This window comes from Nonomuraea turcica (genome assembly GCF_030718205.1).
Lineage (GTDB): Bacteria > Actinomycetota > Actinomycetes > Streptosporangiales > Streptosporangiaceae > Nonomuraea.
In genome coordinates, this window is record NZ_JAUZQF010000001.1 from 341,810 (window position 1) to 363,452 (window position 21,643).

Here is a 21,643-nt window from a genome sequence, read left to right on the forward strand (position 1 = left end):
ATCGGCCTGGCGCAAGTGCCAGCCCGGTCCGGCGCAGTGCCAGCCCGGTCCGGCGCAGTGCCAGCCCGGTCCGGCGCAGTGCCAGCCCGGTCCGGCGCAGTGCCAGCCCCGAGCCGAGGCTGAGCCATCATCGACCCGACGCAGTGCCACCCCCGATCCGGCGTGGAGCCATCGCGTAGCGGACGAAGTCGTGCGGTTCACCTGGTCAAGGGCCTGATCGCGGGCGGGTTTCCGTCATGCCGGTCGTGCTCCGGTGTTGGTCATTCGGTGGCCAAGAGTGTGTTCAGGAGACGGATCGCGCCGCGTTTGTGCAGGGGTTCGTTGCCATTGCCGCATTTCGGGGACTGGATGCAGGATGGGCAGCCGCGTTCGCATTCGCAGGACGCGATGGCTTCGCGGGTGGCCGTCAGCCAGTCCGTCGCGCGGGCGTAGCCGCGTTCGGCGAAACCGGCGCCGCCTTCGTGGCCGTCGTACACGAACACCGTGAGCAGGCCTGTGTCGGCGTGCAGCTCCGTGGAGACGCCGCCGATGTCCCAGCGGTCGCAGGTGGCGAACAGCGGCAGCAGGCCGATCGAGGCGTGCTCGGCGGCATGGGCTGCGCCTCCGAGGTCGATGCCCGCTTCCGCGAGGGGCGCCACGGCCGAGGCGGGCAGCGTCCACCAGACCGCGCGGGTACGGAGCGTACGGGGCGGCAGGTCGAGCGGCTCGTCGCCGAGCATCTCGCCGGAGTGGAGACGCCTCATGAGGTACGAGACCACCTGCCTGGTCACCTCCACCTGGCCGAAGTGCAGCGTGCCGGGACCCAGTGGCTGGGAACGCTCGGTGGCCAGGATGGAGATGTCGGTTATGTCCCGCGCGAACGTCGAGTAGTCGGGATTGGCGCTGGAGACCAGGGCCACGCCGGCGTCCAGGTCGAGGAGCTCCACGAGGAAGGTCTCGCCCTGGTGGATGTAGACCGCGCCGGTGTGGACGGTGGTGTGCGCGGACGGCTCGTCCACGCTGCCCAGGAGGCGGCCCGTGGACGACTCGACGACCTGGATCGGGGCGCCTCCGCCGCCTCTGATGTCGGCGAGGTCGGTGGCCCGCTCGCGCCTGGTCCAGAACCAGCCCGCCGGGCGCTTCCGCAGCAATCCTTCGCCGACCAGGTCGTCCAGGACATCGGGGGTGGTGGGGCCGAAGATGGGCAGGTCGTCCTCGGTCAGGGGGATCTCGGCGGCCGCGGCGCAGAGATGAGGGCCCAGGACGTACGGGTTGCCGGGGTCCAGGACGATGGCCTCCACGGGCTGGCCGAACAGGGCCTGCGGGTGGTGGACGAGGTAGGTGTCCAGTGGGTCGTCTCTGGCGATCAGCACGGCGAGGGCGTCCCGGCCGTCGCGGCCCGCGCGGCCTGCCTGCTGCCACAGGGAGGCCCGGGTGCCGGGCCAGCCCGCGATCAGCACGGCGTCCAGGCCGGAGACGTCGACGCCTAGCTCGAGGGCGTTCGTGGTGGCCAGGCCCATGATGGTGCCTTCGCGGAGCGCCTTCTCCAGGAGGCGGCGGTCTTCCGCGAGGTAGCCGGCTCGATAGGCGGCGATCTTGTTCGGGAGGTCCGCCAGGTCGGGGAGGTCCGCCGGCGTCCAGGTGTCCGCTGAGGGCAAGGTGCCATGGGGCCGATCGAGGTGCGCCGGCCGCTCGGGGGCTGTCTGGCGATTCGCGCGGCTGGAGGCGGGGGGCGTGGCGCCGTGGTTTTGGGCGGCTGGCGTGGCGCTGCGGTCTTGGGCAGGGGGCGTGGCGCTACGGTCGTGGGCAGGCGTCGCAGGTGCAGGGCCTGGGCCAGGCGTTGACGGTGTAGGGCCCGGAGCCTGCGCGGCAGGTGCGGCGGTGGGTCCATGGGGTGTGGGGGACATGCCCGTACCGATGAAGGGCATGGAGAAGGCGACGTCGGCGAGTTTGGCGCGGGCCGACAGCGCGACCGTCTCCGCGCCGCGCCGGGAGCGGACGAAGGCGAGCGTGCGGACGTCCGCCAGAACGAGGTCCGCGAGCAGATCCGCCGTCTCCGCCGTCGCCGTGCGCCGCACAGGAGCCCCTCCCTCGCCCCGTAGCTCCGTCAGAGGCGGCTCCCACAGCGCGATGGTGGTAGACCCCTTGGGAGAGGCGTCCACAGTCACCTCGTCCATCTCAAGCCCCGTCAGCCTCATCGCGAACGTCCCCGGCTCGCTGGCCGTCGCCGAGGCGAGCAAGAACGTGGGTCGCGAGCCGTACCGGGCGCAGACGCGGCGCAGGCGGCGCAGGATCTGGGCGACGTGGGAGCCGAAGACGCCGCGGTAGCCGTGGCACTCGTCCACGACGATCAGGCGGAGCCGGCGGAAGAACGCGGACCACTGCGCGTGTCGCGGCAAAATCCCCCGATGGAGCATGTCTGGATTTGTCAGGACGTAGTTCGCGTGCTGGCGGACCCACGTCCGCTCCTCGAACGGCGTGTCCCCGTCGAAGCAGGCCGCGCGTACCTGGGTGATGCGCAGCTCCCGCAGCCCGCGCAGCTGGTCGGCGGCCAGGGCCTTGGTCGGCGTCAGATACAGCACCGTGCCGCCGTCCAGACACGAGGCGACGGCCGGAGTGAGGTACGCCAGCGACTTCCCCGACGCCGTCCCTGTGGAGATGATCACGTTTCGGCCACGAAATGCCAGGTCGGCGGCCTCATATTGGTGAGGCCAGAGTCCTGTCACCCCGCGGTTCGCCAAGCGCGTAACAAGCACTTCTGGCGTCCATTTGGGCCAGCGGCCTTGACCGGCCTGACGTGCTGGAACATGCTCCACATGGGTGACACGCTCATGACGTGCGGGAACACTAAGCAGGTGGCGGAGGAGTGGACCTGCTTGTTCTGGGGAGGATGCCGAGGAAGTCACTGTTTCCAGTCTTGCATCGATGGGCAAAGTCGCCGGGAATCGTGATTTCGTATAGACACAAGCCACACGCGTGGTTGAATGCCCACGCGTCAAGGTCGGGCAGTCTGGAGCCGAGACTCCAGATTGCCAGGCTGGCAAGAGTACTTTCGCAGGCGAGGCGCTGGAGGATCTGTGGATCTGAAGTTGGATCACCACAACGAGGACCGACTCACCATCGTCGAGGTCGAGGGTGAGATCGATGTCTACACCGCGCCGAGATTGCGTGAGCTTCTGATCGACCTGGTGAACAAGGGTAACTTCCACCTTCTCGTCAACATGGAGAAGGTCGACTTCCTCGACTCCACGGGCCTGGGCGTCCTGGTCGGCGGGCTCAAGCGTGTACGGGCGCACGACGGCTCCCTCGAGCTGGTCTGCACGCAGGAGCGCATCCTCAAGATCTTCCGGATCACCGGTCTGACCAAGGTCTTCGGGATCTACGCTTCGGTCGACGAAGCCAAGGAAGCTCACGGCAAAGACAAGTAGCATGGCTACCGTCGAGCTGACGTTCAGTGCCCTCCCCGCGCATGTGCGGACCGCCCGGCTGGTCGCGACGGCGATAGCGCGCCGCACCGGTGTGGAGGAGTCCCTGCTGGACGAGGTCAGGCTCGCTGTGGGTGAGGCGTGTTCCCGGGCAGTGGAGGCGCATCGCGCTCACTGTCCGGGCGAGCCCATTCGCATCGAGCTGCGTGACGACGCCGGGCGCTTCGAGGTCACGGTGAGCGATCATGCCCCCAGCGATGAGCTCCAGCAGGAGAAGCCGCTTGACCTCGGCATGCTCTCTGACTCGTTCATGACGGGTTTCGGGCTCGCGGTCATCGCGGGGCTGGCCGACGACGTGGAGGTCCTGCCCACTCCCAAGGGCACCGACATCCGCATGAGCTGGCCCGCCGCTGGTATCCCTACCTCATAGTCTTTTCCTTTCTTTCTTTACGGTGGCCCACCCCGGCCCCACCCCCGCACGGGGCTGGGGCCTGTCCGGGGAGACGCTGCTGACTCGTTCAGTGGCAGGCCGCCGTTACGGCGCTACGGGCACCATCGCCTCCCTAGAGGCGTGGGCCACGGGCGCCTTCTCTCTTTCAGGCGTGCCCGTGGACCTGGATCGTCCACGGTCACGCCGTGCATGCACGCGCTTGCCCATCCCGGGTTTCGGCTGACCGGAACGATACCTTGTCATGCCCGTAAACAGAGGGAAATTACGGTTGTCAGGGTGCAAACCGGGGCACGGGCAGGGGCTTGCTGGACGTCTGCATAATTAGTGACCTTCCGAGCCTTCATATCCGTTCACGGCCTGCGTAGACTCCCGGCACCGGCCAAGGTGATCCGGCGGAACGCGGATTCAACCGGAAGCGGCACCCACAACCCGGAAGGTGCCGCAACACCCGCCGAGGAAAACTGCAGCACCGTCCGGGCAGGACGACCGGTCTTGCCGAGGAGAACGATGAGCAGGCACATGCTGGCATCGGAGCCAGCGTCCAATCTGGCCCTGAGCGCAAACAATCTCACCATCGTGATCGTGGTCGCCGCGGTCGCACTGATCGCACTAGCCGTCGCCGGCGGCCTGGTGCGCGAAGTGCTGTCCGCCGGCCAGGGCACCGAGCGCATGCAAAACATCGCCCGTGCCGTACAAGAAGGCGCCGCCGCCTATCTCACGCGTCAATTCCGCACGTTGGCGATCTTCGTCGTCGTGATTCCCTTCCTGTTGCTCCTGCTACCTGGAGAGATGGACGTCCGCATCGGGCGATCGATCTTCTTCGTGGTCGGGGCGGTATTCTCCGCGCTGACCGGGTTCATAGGCATGTGGCTGGCCGTGCGCGGGAACGTCCGCGTCGCCGCCGCGGCCAATGACTCGGGCGAGAAGCGCGCCATGCGCATCGCGTTCCGCACCGGCGGCGTCGCCGGGATGTTCACCGTCGGCCTCGGCCTGCTGGGCGCGGCCGTGGTCGTGTTCATCTACCGGGGCGAGGCGCCCCACGTGCTCGAAGGGTTCGGCTTCGGGGCGGCGCTGCTGGCGATGTTCATGCGAGTCGGCGGCGGCATCTTCACCAAGGCCGCCGACGTCGGCGCCGACCTGGTCGGCAAGGTCGAGCAGGGCATCCCCGAAGACGACCCGCGCAACGCCGCCACCATCGCCGACAACGTGGGCGATAACGTCGGCGACTGCGCGGGCATGGCCGCCGACCTGTTCGAGTCGTACGCGGTCATGCTGGTCGCCAGCCTCATCCTGGGCAGCGCGGCCTTCGGCGAGCAGGGGCTGATCTTCCCCCTGATCGTCCCGATGATCGGCGTCATCACGGCGATCATCGGCATTTTCGTCACCGGGATGCGCGACGGCGACCGCAACGGCATGGCCGCGATCAACCGCAGCTTCTTCATCTCGGCCGGGATCTCCGCGGTGCTGGTCGCCGTGGCGGCGTTCCTGTACCTGCCCGCCGACTTCAGCGGCCTGACCGGCTCGGTCGTCCAGTCCGACGCCGACCCGCGGCTCATCGCCATCGGCGCGGTCCTCATCGGCCTGGTGCTAGCCAGCGCCATCCAGCTGCTGACCGGCTACTTCACCGAGACCACCCGGCGCCCCGTACGCGAGATCGGCGAGAGCTCCCGCACCGGCGCCGCCACCGTCATCCTGGCTGGCATCAGCGTCGGCCTGGAGTCGGCCGTCTACTCCGCCCTGATCATCGGCGGCGCGGTCTACGGCGCATTCCTGCTGGGCTTCGGCAACGTGACGCTCGCGCTGTTCGCGGTGGCCCTGGCCGGCACGGGCCTGCTGACGACGGTGGGCGTCATCGTGTCCATGGATACCTTCGGCCCGGTCTCCGACAACGCGCAGGGCATCGCCGAGATGTCGGGCGACGTCCATGGGGAGGGCGCCCAGGTGCTCACCAGCCTGGACGCCGTCGGCAACACCACGAAGGCGATCACCAAGGGCATCGCGATCGCCACGGCCGTGCTGGCGGCGACCGCGCTGTTCGGCGCCTTCCGCACCGCGGTGGAGCTCGAGCTCGCCAAGGCTGACGCGTCGATCAAGGACGCCCTGGGAATCTTCCAGAACTTCAGCCTGAGCATCGACAACCCGAACGTCCTGGTCGGCCTCATCATCGGGGCCGCGGTCGTGTTCCTGTTCTCCGGCCTGGCGATCTCGGCCGTCGGGCGGGCCGCGATGCGGGTCGTCTTCGAGGTCCGGGAGCAGTTCCGCACCAAGCCCGGCATCATGGACGGCACGGAGAAGCCGGACTACGGGCGCGTCGTCGACATCTGCACCCGCGACTCGCTGCGCGAGCTGGCCACGCCTGGGTTGCTCGCGGTCATGACCCCGATCGCGGTGGGTTTCGCCCTCGGGTACGCGCCGCTCGGTGCGTTCCTGGCGGGGGCGATCGCCTGCGGCACGCTGATGGCCGTGTTCCTGGCCAACTCCGGTGGGGCCTGGGACAACGCCAAGAAGCTGGTCGAGGACGGGCACCACGGCGGCAAGGGCTCGGAGGCGCACGCCGCCACGGTCATCGGCGACACGGTCGGGGACCCGTTCAAGGACACGGCCGGGCCTGCCATCAACCCGCTCATCAAGGTGATGAACCTGGTGGCGCTGCTGGTCGCGCCCGCGGTGGTGCTCTACGCCGGCAACCCGGCCCTGCGGATCGGCATCACCGTGGTGGCGGTGGCCGTGGTGGTCGGCGCCATCGTGGTGTCCAAGCGGCGGTCGGCGACCAGTGAGCCGGCCAGCGACAACAACAATCGTGAGCAGGAGCCGGTCGCGTCATAACCCGGCTCCCATGCCAGAGACGCCCGCTCCCGCGTGGGGGCGGGCGTCCCGCTGTCCGGGGTGTGGGGGCGGTTGCGACAGGCGCGCGTGGCACCGGAGGGCCTCGGTGCGAAACTAGGCACGTGGAAGATGACAAGCCGCCCAGCGGCGGAAAGACCCTGGGCCTCATTCTGCTGGCGATGCTCGTCATCCTGGCCGCGCTCGTCGCGCTGGCCAACTGGGCTTCGAAGACAGGGTGATCCGGTGCGGACGTTGATCGTACTGCGGCATGCGAAAGCCGCCCACATCCCCGGCCTGGCCGACCGGGAGCGGCCGCTGACCGACCGCGGGGAGCGGGACGCGAAGCGGGCGGGCGATGAGATCAGGGCCGCCGGGCTGGAACCGGACGCGGTGCTCTGCTCGCCGGCGCTCAGGACCAAGCGCACCGCCGAGATCGCCTTCCCGGAGATGGAGATCAGCTACGAGCGCGACATCTACGAGGCCTACCCCGAGGAGCTGCTGGAGCTGGTCCGCCGGTCCGATCCGGACCTGGGCACCGTGGTGTTGTGCGGCCACAACCCCGGCGTGCACGAATTGGCCTTGGGCCTGGCCGGAGGCGACTACGTGTTCCGGCCGGGCGCGTTCGCGGTGATCCGGGTGGAGTCGGCGTGGGCGGACCTCTACCCAGGAGAGGGCCGGCTGATGACGCTCTGGGATCCGAAGGAAAACTAGCCGGCCGTGAGCACGCCGTCCTCGGCGTCGGCCGCCTCCACCTCGTCCCGCGAAATCCCCAGCAGGTAGAGGATCGAGTCCAGGTAGGGCGTGTTGACCGCGGTGTCGGCGGCCTGCCGGACCACCGGCTTGGCGTTGAACGCGATCCCCAGCCCGGCCACCGCGATCATGTCCAGGTCGTTGGCCCCGTCGCCGATGGCCACGGTCTGGGAGATCGGCAGGTGGGCCTCGCGCGCGAAGCGCTCCAGCGCCCGGGCCTTGCCCGGCCGGTCGACGATCTCACCGACGACCCGGCCGGTCAGCCGCCCGTCCACGACCTCCAGGACGTTCGCGGCGGAGTAGTCGATGCCCAGCTCCTCGACCAGCCCGTCGGTGATCTGGGTGAAGCCGCCGCTGACGATGGCGAAGCGGTAGTCGAGCCGCTTGAGCGTCCGCACCAGCGTACGGGCGCCGGGCGTGAGCACGACCTGCTTGCGCACCTGCTCGAACACCTCGGCAGGCAGCCCCTCGAGCAACGCGACCCGCTTGCGCAGCGACTCGGCGAAGTCGAGCTCGCCGCGCATGGCCTGCTCGGTGACCTTGGCGACCTCGTCGAGGCAGCCGGCGTGAGCGGCCAGCAGCTCGATCACCTCGCCCTGGATGAGGGTCGAGTCGACGTCCATGACGATCAGCCGCTTGGCTCGCCGGGACAGCCCCGTGCGCTGCACGGCCACGTCGACTTCCTGGGCGGCGGCCTCGGCGGCCAGCTCGACCCGCAGCGCGTCCGGGTTGGCCCCGGAGACGGACAGCTCGATGCAGGTGACGGGCCACTGGGCCAAGCGCTCGATGCGGTCGATGTTGGCGCCGGCGGCGGCGATGCGCCCGGCGATGCCCGCGATCGCGGCGGGCTGAAGTGTGGCGCCGAGCACGCTGACCGACAGGCGGCCACGGCGGCGCTGGTCCCGGGTCTGGGATCCGGTGGAGAGCTCGACCTCCATGCCGAGGTCCTCGGCCACCCGCTCGACGGCGGTCCACATGGCGCCGAGCGTGGTGCCGGTGCCGGTCGAGGAGCCGCCCGCGTACGCGACGAGCACGCCGAGCGTGAGCCGGCCCCGGATGACGACCTGCTCGATGTCGGAGACCGTCACCGGGAAGCCGGAAAGGACGGAGAAGAGACGCGACGTGACACCGGGCCGGTCGGGGCCGGTCAGGGTGATCAGGAGGGTGCGCTGGTCCACATCCAGCCACGGTACTGCGCCCGGTCCGATGGTCGTGCAGCAGGTACGCCCTTCGGACCGGGCACCGGTCAGCGAACGACCTTGGTCTTGACCGTCTTCGCGAAGCCGAACCCGGGGATGCCGAGCCGGTCCAGCTCCTCCTTGCTCATGTTCTCCATGCCCTGGTCCACGTTGTAGGAGACCACGCCGAGCGTCGCCGTCTGCGTGCCCCGGGCGCTCTTCTTCAGCGGGGCGTCGAACGCCATGGAGATGGAGTCGCCCACCTCGACCACCTGCGGCAGGAAGCAGTAGAACGCCCGGCCCTCGCCGTAGCACTCGGTGCCCTTGACGCTCGTGCCGAACCTGATCTTGTTGAGGTCGACGCCCTTGGGGAACTGACCCCCGACGAACCAGGAGTCCGCGTAGTGCGGGCCCTTGTTGGTGGCGACGATGGTGTACTTGATCTTTCCGCCGGCCTTGACGGCCTTCGTCGCCTTGACCTTGACGTCGAAGGCGGAGTACGGGTCGGCTGCCTTGGTCACAGCCGTGGTGGTGGCCGTGGTCGCGGCGGAGGCGGGAACAGCCGGGATGAGCAGGGCGCCGGCCAGCAACGCCAGCGTGGCGGCCTTGGGAAGGGAGTAGCGCATTCAACGTCTCCGGTGAGGAATTGGGCACGGGGACGCACATCGCCAAGCCCCCGTAAATGTCGGCTGTTCCTATCACGACGGCAAAATCTATGTAAAGCCTATTTCTTCAGTATCAAGTGTGTGTCGCCGAACTCGTGCCACAAGTACCCCTCCCGTAGCGCCTCGTCATACGCCCGGGCCAGGGCCTGCTCGCCCGCGATCGCGGTCAGCATCAGCAGGTGACTGGAGCGCGGCTCGTGCAGTCCGGTGATCAGCCCCGTGACGGCCCGCACGCCGCGTTCCGGGGTGACAACGTGCTCGGTCCAGCCCGCGGCCGCGCTCACCCGCCCGTCCGCGCCCGCGGCCGTCTCCAGAGCCCGTACGACCGTCGTGCCCGCCGCCACCACCCGGTTGCCGCTCCGGCGCGCCAGGTTGACCAGCCGCGCGGTCGAGGCCGGCACTTCATACCGCTCCGCGTACGGCGGCTCGTCCTTCTCCGGCGAGGCCACCCCCGTGTGCAGGGTGATCGGCGCGATCCCGACCCCGCGTGCCACCAGCGCCGTCACGAGATCGGCGGTGAATGGCCGCGCCGCGCTCGGCATCTCCGCACTGCCCGGCACGGTCGCGAACGCGGTCTGGTAGGCGTCGATCGGCCAGTCCCGATCCACGTAGGAGTAGCGGATCGGGACCCCGTACGCGCGCAGGTAGGCCTCCACGTCCCGATCCAGCGCCGCCCGCCACAACCGCGGCGTCTCCCGTTCGATCAGCCGCAGCGTGGCCCGCCCCGGCAGCGGAAGCCACTCCCCGGCCTCGCCCCCGCTGTACGGCTCGGTGGCCTTCGCGGTACGCCTGCGCAACTCGACCAGCCACGTGCCGTCCTCGCGCGCGGTGGAGAAGTGCACCGCCAGCCGGTCGAGCCTGACGGCCGCGGGCAGGGTGGCCGAGTTGTTCACCACGATCAGGTCCCCGGGGTCGAGCAGCCCCGGCAGGTCCACGAACCGGTGGTGCTCGGGCTCGGTGTCGCCACGCGAGACCATCAGGCGAACCGCGTCCCTGGACATCCCCCTGGCCTCGGGCGGCTCGTGGGCCGTCAGGCCGGGCGGCAGCACGAAGTCGAGTGCCGGCGTCGTCATTGCAGGCTCACTCGTCCGCTGGCCGGCCGGGAGCTGATCAGGTCGTGCAGCGCCGCGGCCACCTTCGCCGGGTCGGCCGCGGCGGCGGCCTCTTCGGCGCCCACGGCGTCGGCCAGCATGCGGGTGTTCATCTCGCCCGGATCCACCCACCACACGCGGACCTCGGGCTCCTCGGCGGCCAGCACGTTCGACAGCTGCTCCAGCGCAGCCTTGCCGGCGCCGTAGCCGCCCCAGCCTTCGTATGCGCCGGTGGCGGCGTCGGAGGTGACGTTCACGATGGCGCCGGAGGAGGACGAGCGCAGCGCCGGAAGCGCGGCCTGGATGAGGGCGAGGGGAGCGGTCACGTTCGTCTCCAGCAGCGACCTGAACGCCTCCAGCGGATAGCCCGCCAGCGGCGGCAGCGGCGTCACGCCCAGGTCGCTGGCGTTGTTGACCAGCAGATCCAGCTCGGGGGCCGCCCGGGCCAGCCACTCGACGTGCGCCGGGTCTGCCACGTCGCCCGGGATCGCGGTCGCGCCCAGCTCGGCCGCGACCCGCTCCAGGTCGTCCGCCCCGCGGGCGGTGAGGACGAGGTTCCAGCCAGAGCCTGCCAGCGAGCGCGCCAGCGCGAGGCCGAGACCACGGGAGGCGCCGGTGATGAGTGCGGTGTTCGTCATGTCTCGACGCTAGAAACGTGACGGCCGGCGGACATCGGGCTGAGGACCGGTCCGGGCCTGGGCACATCGTCCTAGGACCCGGGGTGGCCGGGGATCATAGAGTGGTTGCGTGATGGCCGACCGAGACGAGATCCTGCAGGCGGTGAGCTCCGCGGTGCTCGCGGTCACCCGCCATCTGTCGGTCCGCGAGGTGCTGCAGGTGATCGTACGCTCGGCGCAGCGGCTGCTCGATGCCCGCTACGCCGCGCTGGGCGTGCCCGACGAAGAAGGGTCGTTCGGCGAGTTCGTCGCCGAGGGCCTCACCGACAAGCAGTGGGACGCGATCGGGCCGCTGCCCCGGCAGCATGGCATGCTCGGCGCGATGCTCCGGGAAGGCGCCCCCGTCAGGCTGCCCGACCTGCGCAAGGACCCCAGGTTCGAGTGGTGGCCGAAGGCCCATCCGGTGATGAAGGACTTCCTGGGTGTCCCCATCCGCGACGGCGAGGACGTGCTCGGCATCATCTTCCTGGCCAACAAGCGCACGCCCGGCGGCGGCTTCACGCAGGACGACCAGGACCTGCTCACGTTGTTCGCGGCGCACGCGGCGATCGCGCTGACCAACGCCAGGCTCTACGAGCGCGGCCGCGAGCTGGCCATGCTGGAGGAGCGCAACCGCGTGGCCAGGGAGCTGCACGACGCCGTCACGCAGAAGCTCTTCTCGCTCCGGCTCACCGCCCAGGCCGCGGGCGCGATGCTGACGCGGGACCCCGGCAAGGCGGCCGTGGAGCTCGAACGCGTCCAGCGCCTGGCCGGCGAGGCCCTGGCGGAGCTGCGTGCCGTGATCGTGGAGCTGCGTCCGGCCGAGCTCGACCGGCACGGGCTGACCGAGACGCTGCGCAAGCACGTACGCATGCTCGACAGGCTCCATCCGTCCCTGGTCGCGTTCGAGTGCGGCGAGCTGCCGCCGCTGGATTCGACGGTCGAGGTGGCCGTGCTGCGGGTGGCCCAGGAGGCGCTGCACAACGCGCTCAGGCACTCCGGAGCCTCCCGGGTCCTCGTACGCCTGGTCTCTGAGGACGGCAAGCTGGCGCTGACCGTGAGCGACGACGGCAGCGGGTTCGAGCAGGCGGACTCGCGCGGTCTCGGGCTGGTGTCGATGCGGGACAGGGCCGAGTCGGTCGGCGGCATGATGACCGTCGAGTCGGCCCCCGGCCAGGGGACCACGGTCCGCGTGGAGGTGGGCGTTTGATCCGGGTGCTGATCGCCGACGATCATCCAGTGGTGCGGCAGGGGTTGCGGACGTTCCTCGACCTGCAGGACGACATCACGGTCGTCGGCGAGGCCGGCGACGGGGCGCAGGCCGTCGAGCGGGTCGCGGAGCTGGCCCCCGACGTGCTGCTGCTGGATCTGAAGATGCCGGTGCTCGACGGCCTCGGCGCGCTGGAGCGCCTGGCCGGGACGACGACCAAAGTGGTCGTGCTGACGTCGGTGAGCGATCGTGGGGACGTGGGCCCGGCGATGCGCGCCGGTGCGTCCGGGTTCCTCTACAAGGACGTCGACCCGTCCGCGCTGGTCCACGCGGTCCGCGCCGTGCACGGCGGTCAGGTGCTGCTCGCGCCCGAAGCGGCCGAGGCGATGCTGTCCACGGCCGGAGCCCGGGACGTGCCGGCGCCGGTCCCGCTGACCGACCGCGAGCGCGAGGTGCTCGCGCTCATCGCGGCCGGCCGGTCCAACAGGGAGATCGCGCGGAGCCTGGCCGTCGCGGAGAAGACGGTCAAGACCCACGTCTCCAACGTGCTGATGAAGCTGGGCGTGCAGGACCGCACCCAGGCCGCACTGTACGCGGTACGGCACGGCCTGGGCTGAGGGTCAGGTGTCCTTCTTGTTGTTGGTCTCGACGTGGCTGGACGGCGGGTTGTACTCCTGGACCGGGGGCGGCGGCGTGTAGCCCCGCCCGGGCCGCGACGGGCTGACGATCGTCGTCTTGACCGTCTTGAGCCAGTGGTAACCCTTGATGCCGAGGCGCTTGAGCTCGGCCTCGCTCATGTTCTCCATGCCCTGGTCCACGTCGAACGACAACACGCCGACGCGGGCCTTGGCGGTGCCCGTGGTGCCCTTCTTCAGCGTCACCTGGAAGTTGAGCCAGTCGGTCTTGCCCTTCTCCAGGCGTATCGGTCCCCAGCACCAGAACCAGCGGTCCTCCCAGGTGCACTTCGTGCCCTTGGGGCCGCCCCAGCGCAGGGTCGGCACGACGCCCTTCGGCACCTCGCCGCCCATCCAGTAGTAGTCGGCGTAGTGCGGGCCGAGGTTTTTCGCCTTCACGTAGTATGTGATCTTGCCGCCGCGCTTGGTACGCGTGGTGTGCTTGACCGAGATCTTGAAACTCGAGTACGGCGCCAGCCGCGCCGTCGACTTCGTGGGCGCCGCCGCGGTCGTGGCGGACGTGGCCGTGGTGGCGGCGCTGACCTGGCCGGGCGCGGCCAGGGTGCCGGCGGCGAGACCTCCGGCTAAGAACAGGCTGAAGCTTCTGCGCATGTGACGGCTCCCCGTACGGTGCTGGAAATCCCCGATCATCTCCACGATTATTGCGGAGGGGAAATATTTCGCAAAGAGCGATGATCTTTCGTGACCTGGGATGGCTTGCGGGGGTTCGCGTGGGCCCATCACGCTTGTGATCGGGGGATTCGCACAAGGGGGAGGACCAGGTGCCGGACACGCACCCCTTACAGGCGGGTGATCCGCAGACGCTGGGCACCTATCGGCTGCTCGGCCGCCTGGGCAAAGGGGCGCAGGGGATCGTCTTCAAGGGGGAGGCGCCCGATGGGCGGCTCGTGGCGATCAAGCTGCTGAAGACCCGGCTCGACAAGCCGGGGATCGACGGTGAGCGCTTCATGCGCGAGGTGGCCGCGGCGCGCCGGGTCGCCCAGTTCTGCACCGCCCAGGTGCTGGACGCCAACATGGACGGCGAGCAGGCGTACATCGTGAGTGAGCTGGTCGACGGCGTGTCGCTCCAGCTCGTGGTGCAGCGGGACGGGCCGCGCGCGGGCGGTGCGCTCTACCGGCTGGCCGTCGGGACGGTGACCGCGCTGGCCGCCATCCACCGGGCGGGCATCGTGCACCGGGACTTCAAGCCGAGCAACGTGCTGATCGGCAGCGACGGGCCCCGGGTCATCGACTTCGGCATCGCCAGGGCGCTGGACTCGGCGATGACGATCAGCAGCGGGGTGGTGGGGACGCCGGCTTATATGTCGCCCGAGCAGATCTCCGCCGAACGGGTTGGGTCCGCCAGCGACATGTTCAGCTGGGGCCTGACCATGGTGTACGCCGCCACGGGGCGGCCCGCGTTCGGGCAGGACAGCCTGCCGGCGGTCATCTACCGGGTGATGAACGAGGAGCCGGATCTGTCGGTGCTGCCCGACGATCTGCGGCCGATTGTGCAGGCGTGCCTCAGCAAGCGGGCCGAGGAGCGGCCTACGGCGGCCGAGGCGCTGTTCGCGCTGCTGGAGCACCAGGGGGAGTCGCCTCGGCTCGACGACGAGGTCGCCCTCACCACCGGCTCCCAGCTCGCCGCCGAACAAACTCCCCCCATCCCCGGCCCGGCGGGCATCCCTGGCTCTGCGGCGGGCTTCGCCGCTACCCCTGGCCTCGCAGCCCCGGCACCCACCCCAGGCTCCGCATTCGCCCACGGGTGGGCACCCACTCCCGGCTGGGCGAGCCCAGAAGGCCACCCGGCCGAAACTTCCGGCCCGCATGGCGCCGGCCCGCATGGCGCCGGCCCGCAGGGTGCCGGCCCGCAGGGTGCTGGGCCGCAGGGTGCTGGGCCGCAGGGTGCTGGGCCGCAGGGTGCTGGGCCGCAGGGTGCTGGGCCGCAGGGTGCTGGGCCGCAGGGTGCTGGGCCGCACAGTGCTGGGCCGCATGGCGCTGGCTCGCATGGCGCTGGGTCGCATGGCGCCGGCCCGCATGGCGCCGGCCCGCATGGCGCCGGGCCTCAGGGCGCCGGGCCTCAGGGCGTTGGCCCGCAGGGCACCGGCCCGCATGGCACCGGCCCGCGGGGCGCTGAGCCTCAGGGCGTTGGCCCGCAGGGGGTCGGGCCGCATGGCGCTGGGCCGCACAGTGCTGGGCCACAGGGCACTGGGCCGCAGGGCGCCGGCCCGCATGGCGCCGGCCCGCATGGCACCGGCCCGCGGGGCGCTGAGCCTCAGGGCGTGGGCCCGCAGGGTGTCGGCCCGCAGGGTGTCGGCCCGCAGGGTGTCGGCCCGCAGGGTGTCGGCCCGCATGGCGCTGGCCCGCATGGCGCCGGGCCTCAGGGCGTTGGCCCGCAGGGCGCTGGGCCGCAGGGCCGCGGGCCGCAGAGTGGCGGAGCGGGAGGGGTGCCTGCGGCCTCCGGGTGGGTGAGTCCGGAAGGGCGGCCGGCTGCCGCATCCGGGTGGGTCAGTCCCGATGGGCAGGGGCGTGCGGCCTCCGCGTGGGCCAGCCCCTCCGGAGAGGCCCACACGCAGCCCCGGGCGTCCGGGGCCGAGGCGGTCGACCGTCACCCGCCCGCCGGGCACCCGCCGGGTTCGCCGTCGCAGCAACCGGCTGGTGGGCAGGGCGCTTCCAGCAGGCCGTCGGCGGGCTCCTTCGTGCCGGCGCAAGGCCAGCAGCACATGCCGCCGCCGTATCCGATGAGAGCGACGGGATCGCCCGCGCAGGACCCGGCAGCCGGTCACATGGGATCGGCCGGGCAGGCGGGTGTTCAAAGGCGCGCCGAAGCTCACGGGCAGGCCGGTGTGCAGGGGCAGGCCGGTGTGCAGGGGCAGCCCGGTGTGCAGGGGCAGCCCGGGATGCGGCAGCACCCCGGGGTGCAAGGGGCGGCGGGCGATCATGGGCGTGGCGGCTCGGGCCGGCCCGCCGGCCCAGGGCACGGGGAGGCGCGGGCACGAGGGGACAACGACGCGTTCTTCAAGCACACACCACTCGAGGAGCGGACCGACGCGGCCGACGCCAGGCGGAGGCGCGCTGCCCTGGTCGCGGGCACCCTGGTCGTGGCGCTCGCCCTGGCCGGCGGCGTGCTGTACTTCGGGCCGAAGATGTTCGGACCCGCCGCCGGGGGCGAGAACGTCGCCCAGGTGACCACGTCCCTCAGCCCGACGGCCGCCACACCCACGGCTGCCACGCCGACGGCCCCCACGCCCACGCCCACGGCCCCCACCCCCACCCCGACGGCGCCGACACCCACCCCCACAGCGGTGACCCCGACCCCCACACCCACCCAGGACCAGCCCCAGGAGCAGACGGTCCCCGTGGTGGGCAAGCAGGACGGCACGTCGCTCAAGGGCCATACCAAGGGCGTCCAGACGTTCTCCGCCGTCTCCGTGAGTGACAAGACGACCTGGCTGGTCACCGGCGGACAGGACGGCAGGGTACGCCTGTGGGACCTGGCCAAGCACAAGTCCCTGGCCACCATGAAGGGCCACAGCCAGGAGGTGTACGCCGTGGCCGGCGCGATGATGGGCAAAACCCCCGTCGCGGTCTCCGGCGGCTACGACGGCAGCGTCCGCCTGTGGAACCTCAAGACCCGCAAGGGCAAGGTCCTCGGCTGGCACGGCGACGCCGTCTACTCGGTCGCCGTGACCAAGGTCAAGGACAAGTGGATGGCGGTCACCGGCGACGCCGACGGCTACCTGAGATTCTGGGACCTGGGCAAGCGCAAGGCCACGGGCAAGAGCATCAGGGCCCACCGCAAGCCGGTGAACTGGCTCAGCGCCACCCACATCGGCGACCGCGCGATCGCGATCTCGGCCAGCGAGGATGAGTCGCTCCGCATGTGGGACATGTCCAAGCGCAAGTCGTACGGGAAGACGTACAAGGGCCACTCGAAGGGCGTGTACGCGGTCACGGTGGGCAAGGTCGATGACGAGACAGTCGTGGCATCGGGCGGCAAAGACGGGAAAATCCGGATTTGGGACCCGACAAACGGCAAAACCATCGGCACCATGTCCGGCCACAAGAAGATCATCTACTCGCTGTCCTTCGGCACCATGGCCGACCGGCCGGTCCTGCTGTCGGGCAGCACCGACGGCACGATCAGGCTGTGGGACCTCGGCACCCGCAAGGCGCTCGGCAAGCCGGTCAAAGCACACAAGAGCGGCGTGTACGCCGTAGGCATCGTCCGCCTCGACGACCGCGTCACCCTCGTCTCGGCCGGCAAGGACAAGCTGGTCAGGCTGTGGAAGGCCGGGGATGCGCCTACGGGTTCTTGAGCGGCTCGAAGATCGCGTGGTGGGCGGCCACGAGCGCACGGCGTACCGCGCGGTCGAGCTCGCGCAGTGCGGCGCCGCGGGCGGCGATCTGCCCGGAGGTGAGCCCCCGGTCGTCGGCGAGGCTCAGCACGGCGGCCAGCCGCGCGGCCAGCGCCGAGACGCGATGCGCCCGCGCGGGATAGCCCGGCGCCAGATCGCCGCCCCGCGGCCCGAGCTCGGGACGGCCCTGCGCGGGCCCGTCGACGGAGGCCAGTGCCTCGGTGGCCGAGCGGATCGCGTCCGACAGCTCGCGCTCGGCCTCGGCCAGCGAGGGCAGGTCATGGCGTACCGGCCCGGATTCGTGCACGTCCAGCCGTACGCCGACATAGGACGACCCGCGCAGGTCCGGCGCCGGCACCAGCCCGAGGTTGTGGTCGTCGAGCACAGCGATCACGGCCTGTCCGGCGTCGACCGCGGCCGAGTTGAACGTCGCAGGACCCGACAGCCCGAGCGGGTCGCCCGGCGCGGGCAGGGCGAGGCGCACCTCGCGCAGCCCGCTCGCGCGCAGGTTTGCGAGGTATTTACGCAACGGGACCTCGCCCGCGATGACGGGCCCGCCGGCGGATTCTACGTGGTCAGCCGCCTCGTCGAGGCCGACGTGGCCGGCAAGCCACGCGTTGCCCCAGGCGACCAGGGACGGACAGACAGGCGATTCAGGGCGCACCGATCCACGATAAGCGCTCGGCCTGCAATAGGTTTGTCCCCAGGGTGACTCCAAAGGGAGGTTCGGGGATGGGTGGTCAGGTGCTGCGGCTCCAGGACGTCGCCGTCAGGCGCGACGGAGCGGCCCTGTTGCGCGGCATCGACTGGACGGTCAATGCGGACGAGCGATGGGCCGTCATCGGCCCCAATGGCGCGGGCAAGACCACGTTGCTGCAGGTCGCCAGCACGTTGCTCTACCCGAGCGAGGGCGTGGTCGAGGTGCTCGGGGAGCGGCTGGGGCAGGCGGACGTGTTCGATCTGCGGCCGCGCATCGGACTCGCGAGCGCCGCGCTGGCCGAGCGCATCCCACCCGAGGAGAAGGTCATCGACCTGGTGCTGACCGCCTCCTACGGGATCATGGGCCGCTGGACCGAGGAATATGACTCCAATGACGTGACCCGCGCGGTCGAGCTGATCGACATGATGGGCGCGGCTCATTTGATCAGGCGGCGCTTCGGCACGTTGTCCGAGGGGGAGCGCAAGCGGGTGCAGATCGCCCGCGCGCTCATGCCCGATCCCGAGGTGCTCCTGCTCGACGAGCCCGCGGCCGGGCTCGACCTCGGCGGTCGCGAGGACCTGGTGCGCCGCCTGGCGTTGCTGGCCGGCGACTTCCGCTCGCCGACGCTGGTCTTGGTGACGCACCACGTGGAGGAAGTGCCCGCCGGGTTCACGCATGGGCTTCTGCTGCGGCATGGCTCCGTGGTGTCCCAGGGGCCGCTCGAGCACGTGATGACGTCCGACAACCTGTCCCAGACGTTCGGGGTGCCGCTGACGCTGGATCGCAGTGCAGAGGGCCGCTGGTACGCCCGCGCGTACTAGCGAGATCGCGATAGTAGATCACTTTTATGCACACAAAAGGCCCCGCCAGCTGAAACGAAATAGGATCTACGGAGTCGGTCCCCTCGACTTCGGAGCGTCGCCATGTCCGTCGAGCAGCTCATCGTCGCCCTCGTCGTGGTCGCGGCGGTGGGCTTCGGAATGGTCCGCACCATCCGCATCATCCCGCAGGCCACGGCGGCCATCGTCGAGCGGCTCGGGCGCTACCACAGGACGCTGACGCCGGGACTGAACCTGGTGGTGCCGTTCATCGACCGCATCAAGGACATGATCGACCTGCGTGAGCAGGTGGTGTCGTTCCCGCCCCAGCCGGTGATCACGTCCGACAACCTGGTGGTCTCCATCGACACGGTGATCTACTTCCAGGTCACGAACCCGAAGAAGGCCACGTACGAGATCGCGAACTTCCTCATCGGCGTCGAGCAGCTCACGGTCACCACGCTGCGCAACGTGGTCGGCGGCATGGACCTGGAGCGCACGCTGACCTCGCGCGAGGACATCAACACCGCGCTGCGCGGCGTGCTCGACGAGGCGACCGGCAAGTGGGGCATCCGCGTCAACCGCGTCGAGCTGAAGGCCATCGATCCGCCCGCCTCCATCCAGGACTCGATGGAGAAGCAGATGCGCGCCGACCGCGACAAGCGCGCCGCCGTGCTGACCGCAGAGGGCCAGCGGCAGGCGGCGATCCTGCAGGCCGAGGGTGAGAAGCAGGCGTCGGTGCTGCGGGCGCGCGGTGAGGCGGAGGCGGCCGTGCTGCGGGCCCAGGCCGAGGCCGAGGCGCAGGCCATGCGTGCCAAGGGGCAGGCGGACGCGATCGGGATGGTGTTCAAGGCCATCCATGAGGGGAAGCCCACCCAGCAACTGCTCGCTTACCAGTATCTGCAGACCCTGCCGGAGATCGCCAAAGGCGAGGCAAATAAGATCTGGATCGTCCCATCGGAGATGGGCAAGGTCCTGGAGAGCCTTGGCGGCCTGTTCACACCCCCCAAGAGCCCAGATACGTAAAAGGAGGGTTCGTGACGGGGTGGGAGCTGGTCGCGGTCTGCGCGGCCGGGGTGGTGGCCGGTGCCATCAACGCGGTCGTCGGGTCGGGCTCGCTGATCACGTTCCCGACGCTGGTGGCCATCGGCGTCGATCCCGTCACGGCGAACGTCTCCAACACCATCGGCCTGGTGCCCGGCTCCTTCACCGGCGCGTACGGCTACCGCCCCGAGCTCCTCGGCCAGCGCGACCGCCTGCTGCGCCTGGGCGCGGCCTCGGCGGCCGGCGCGCTGATCGGCGGCATCCTGCTGCTGTTCCTGGACCCCGACGTCTTCGAGATCGTCGTCGTCGCGCTGATCGCGCTGGCCTGCGTGCTCGTCGTGGCGCAGCCGCGGATCAACCGCTGGCTCGCCGAGCGCCGCGAGCACGCGCACCCGCACGGGGGCCCGGCGTTGTGGCTGGGCGTGCTGGCCGCGGGCGTTTACGGCGGGTATTTCGGCGCGGCTCAAGGCGTGCTGCTGATCGGCCTGCTGGGCAGCTTCCTCGACGACCACCTCCAGCGGGTCAACGCCGCCAAGAACGTCCTCGCGCTGATCGTCAACGCCGTGGCGGCCACGCTGTTCCTGGCGGTCGCGGACGTGGACATGCAGGCCGTGGCCGGGGTGGGGATAGGCGCGGTGGTCGGCGGATTCCTGGGAGCCCGGGTAGGGCGGCGGATCCCTGCGCCTGTCTTGCGGGGCGTCATCGTGTGCGTGGGGATCGCGGCGATTATCGTACTGGTGTACGGATAGGTGTGGTGGGTATAACCCGGACATGAAGGGTGACCGGGTGGAGATCGTCATCGACGCGGGCGGCACGCCACGTACTTACGAGATCAAGGCCACCCGTGCCGGTCGGCGGGTGGAGGTGACCACGGGCCGGGGGCTCGTCGAGGTGAGCGAGGTCACCCGTAGCGGCACCGCCGTACGCACGGCCCGGTTCATGTCCAGCCGCATCCTCGCCCTGGTGGAGCACCCGGCCGACGAGGTCAGCTGAAGTCGGCGGCGTGGTCGCGCGCCCACTGGCGGAAGGTCAGCGCCGGCCTGCCGAGCAGCCGCCGCACCGTGTCGGTGACCGGCTCCGGGCTGGTCACGAAGCCGTCCCACGTCCGTAGCGCGCTCTCCACGAACGTCGGGTCACCCCACGCCGCCATGAGCTGGTCGCGGGCCTCCTCCGGCGGCTGCTCCTCCCAGCGCACCTCGCGCCCGGCCGCTTCGCCGATCACCCGCACCTGCTCGGCCTGGGTGAGCTGCTCCGGCCCGGTGAGGATGTACGTGGCCCCGTTGTGGCCAGCGGAGGTGAGCACGTGGACGGCCACCGCCGCGATGTCCTTCTCGTGGATCAGCGACCTCGACGCCTGCCCGTAGGGCCACCGCACGACACCCTGACGGATCTGCCCGGCCCAGCCCAGCGTGTTGGCCGCGAAGCCGCCGGGCCGCAGGAACGTCCAGCCGAGCCCGGAATGCCGGATCAGCTGCTCGATCTCGTGGTAGTGCGTCACCGGCTCATCCGCTACGTTCGCCGACAGGTAGACCACGCGCCGCGCGTGCTTGGCGATCGCCGCGATCACCTCGTCGGCGCCGGCCGCTGTGACGCTCGGCCAGAGCAGGAACACGCTCTCCACGTCCTCCAACGCGGGCTCCAGCGTCTCTGCCGCGTTCAGGTCACCCTGCGCCATCTCGACGGGCAGCCGCGCCCGCGCCGGGTCTCTGACGAGCGCCCGCACCTCCAGTCCGGCCTCCGCGAGCTGGGAAACCACATGCCTGCCAACATTGCCGGTCGCGCCGGTCACCAGAATCTTGCCCATGACTCGACCGTAGA

At 70.4% G+C, this 21,643-nt stretch carries 19 protein-coding genes; 11 read left to right on the top strand and 8 right to left on the bottom strand.

What is annotated here, in order from left to right; all coding sequences use genetic code 11:
- Positions 1–260: 260 nt before the first annotated feature.
- A complete protein-coding gene (locus Q9G87_RS01660) occupies positions 261–2,645 on the bottom strand; it encodes a DEAD/DEAH box helicase (RefSeq protein WP_305914346.1) in 2,385 nt (794 codons plus the stop codon).
- Positions 2,646–3,056: 411 nt separating this feature from the next.
- On the opposite strand from Q9G87_RS01660, the gene Q9G87_RS01665 reads away from it, so the two are divergent.
- The 4 genes from Q9G87_RS01665 (at position 3,057) to Q9G87_RS01680 (ending at position 7,392) form a co-directional block, all read left to right on the top strand.
- Positions 3,057–3,407 (top strand): STAS domain-containing protein, encoded by a 351-nt coding sequence (locus Q9G87_RS01665; RefSeq protein ID WP_020542579.1) that lies wholly within the window; start codon positions 3,057–3,059, stop codon positions 3,405–3,407.
- 1 nt (position 3,408) lies between these two features.
- On the top strand, positions 3,409–3,834 hold the full coding sequence (locus Q9G87_RS01670; protein ID WP_305914347.1) for an ATP-binding protein: 426 nt from the start codon (positions 3,409–3,411) through the stop codon (positions 3,832–3,834).
- A gap of 528 nt (positions 3,835–4,362) precedes the next feature.
- Positions 4,363–6,681, top strand: coding sequence for a sodium-translocating pyrophosphatase (locus tag Q9G87_RS01675; protein ID WP_305914348.1), 2,319 nt, complete (start codon positions 4,363–4,365; stop codon positions 6,679–6,681).
- 243 nt (positions 6,682–6,924) lie between these two features.
- Entirely contained in the window at positions 6,925–7,392 is a 468-nt protein-coding gene (locus Q9G87_RS01680) for a SixA phosphatase family protein (protein ID WP_305914349.1), read from the top strand.
- On the opposite strand, the gene serB is transcribed toward Q9G87_RS01680, so the two are convergent.
- From serB to Q9G87_RS01700, 4 genes are all read right to left on the bottom strand, one after another.
- Positions 7,389–8,609: a phosphoserine phosphatase SerB gene (gene serB, locus Q9G87_RS01685; protein WP_305914350.1), complete on the bottom strand. Its 1,221-nt coding sequence runs from the start codon at positions 8,607–8,609 to the stop codon at positions 7,389–7,391. The two genes, Q9G87_RS01680 and serB, sit on opposite strands and share 4 nt — an antisense overlap.
- A gap of 68 nt (positions 8,610–8,677) precedes the next feature.
- Positions 8,678–9,235 carry a hypothetical protein gene (locus Q9G87_RS01690; protein WP_305914351.1) on the bottom strand — a complete coding sequence of 186 codons (558 nt, stop codon included), beginning with the start codon at positions 9,233–9,235 and terminating at the stop codon, positions 8,678–8,680.
- 98 nt (positions 9,236–9,333) lie between these two features.
- Positions 9,334–10,347, bottom strand: coding sequence for an S-adenosylmethionine:tRNA ribosyltransferase-isomerase (locus Q9G87_RS01695; RefSeq protein ID WP_305914352.1), 1,014 nt, complete (start codon positions 10,345–10,347; stop codon positions 9,334–9,336).
- The gene (locus Q9G87_RS01700) at positions 10,344–11,003 is read right to left on the bottom strand and encodes an SDR family oxidoreductase (RefSeq protein ID WP_305914353.1); all 660 of its coding nucleotides are present in this window, start codon (positions 11,001–11,003) and stop codon (positions 10,344–10,346) included. Before Q9G87_RS01700 ends, Q9G87_RS01695 begins: the two co-directional genes overlap by 4 nt.
- A gap of 112 nt (positions 11,004–11,115) precedes the next feature.
- On the opposite strand from Q9G87_RS01700, the gene Q9G87_RS01705 reads away from it, so the two are divergent.
- Positions 11,116–12,231: a GAF domain-containing sensor histidine kinase gene (locus Q9G87_RS01705; RefSeq protein ID WP_305915115.1), complete on the top strand. Its 1,116-nt coding sequence runs from the start codon at positions 11,116–11,118 to the stop codon at positions 12,229–12,231.
- On the top strand, positions 12,228–12,848 hold the full coding sequence (locus Q9G87_RS01710; RefSeq protein ID WP_305914354.1) for a response regulator: 621 nt from the start codon (positions 12,228–12,230) through the stop codon (positions 12,846–12,848). The genes Q9G87_RS01705 and Q9G87_RS01710 overlap by 4 nt, the downstream gene beginning before the upstream one ends.
- 3 nt (positions 12,849–12,851) lie before the next feature.
- Here the strand turns inward: Q9G87_RS01710 and Q9G87_RS01715 are convergent, their stop codons facing one another.
- Positions 12,852–13,517, bottom strand: a complete 666-nt coding sequence (locus Q9G87_RS01715) for a hypothetical protein (RefSeq protein ID WP_305914355.1) — start codon at positions 13,515–13,517, stop codon at positions 12,852–12,854.
- 170 nt (positions 13,518–13,687) lie between these two features.
- Between Q9G87_RS01715 and Q9G87_RS01720 the strand changes: the two genes are divergently transcribed.
- Positions 13,688–17,224, top strand: coding sequence for a protein kinase domain-containing protein (locus tag Q9G87_RS01720; RefSeq protein WP_305914356.1), 3,537 nt, complete (start codon positions 13,688–13,690; stop codon positions 17,222–17,224).
- Here Q9G87_RS01720 and Q9G87_RS01725 read toward each other — a convergent pair.
- Positions 17,211–17,927 carry a hypothetical protein gene (locus Q9G87_RS01725; protein ID WP_305914357.1) on the bottom strand — a complete coding sequence of 239 codons (717 nt, stop codon included), beginning with the start codon at positions 17,925–17,927 and terminating at the stop codon, positions 17,211–17,213. The two genes, Q9G87_RS01720 and Q9G87_RS01725, sit on opposite strands and share 14 nt — an antisense overlap.
- A gap of 68 nt (positions 17,928–17,995) precedes the next feature.
- Between Q9G87_RS01725 and Q9G87_RS01730 the strand changes: the two genes are divergently transcribed.
- The 4 genes from Q9G87_RS01730 (at position 17,996) to Q9G87_RS01745 (ending at position 20,818) form a co-directional block, all read left to right on the top strand.
- Positions 17,996–18,784, top strand: a complete 789-nt coding sequence (locus Q9G87_RS01730) for an ABC transporter ATP-binding protein (protein WP_305914358.1) — start codon at positions 17,996–17,998, stop codon at positions 18,782–18,784.
- 102 nt (positions 18,785–18,886) lie between these two features.
- The gene (locus Q9G87_RS01735; protein WP_371825714.1) at positions 18,887–19,807 is read left to right on the top strand and encodes an SPFH domain-containing protein; all 921 of its coding nucleotides are present in this window, start codon (positions 18,887–18,889) and stop codon (positions 19,805–19,807) included.
- An 11-nt stretch (positions 19,808–19,818) separates the two neighbouring features.
- Positions 19,819–20,574, top strand: coding sequence for a sulfite exporter TauE/SafE family protein (locus tag Q9G87_RS01740; RefSeq protein ID WP_305914359.1), 756 nt, complete (start codon positions 19,819–19,821; stop codon positions 20,572–20,574).
- 22 nt (positions 20,575–20,596) lie between these two features.
- Positions 20,597–20,818: a hypothetical protein gene (locus Q9G87_RS01745; protein ID WP_305914360.1), complete on the top strand. Its 222-nt coding sequence runs from the start codon at positions 20,597–20,599 to the stop codon at positions 20,816–20,818.
- On the opposite strand, the gene Q9G87_RS01750 is transcribed toward Q9G87_RS01745, so the two are convergent.
- Positions 20,811–21,629 carry an NAD(P)H-binding protein gene (locus Q9G87_RS01750; RefSeq protein ID WP_305914361.1) on the bottom strand — a complete coding sequence of 273 codons (819 nt, stop codon included), beginning with the start codon at positions 21,627–21,629 and terminating at the stop codon, positions 20,811–20,813. The two genes, Q9G87_RS01745 and Q9G87_RS01750, sit on opposite strands and share 8 nt — an antisense overlap.
- Between the last annotated feature and the right edge of the window lie 14 nt (positions 21,630–21,643).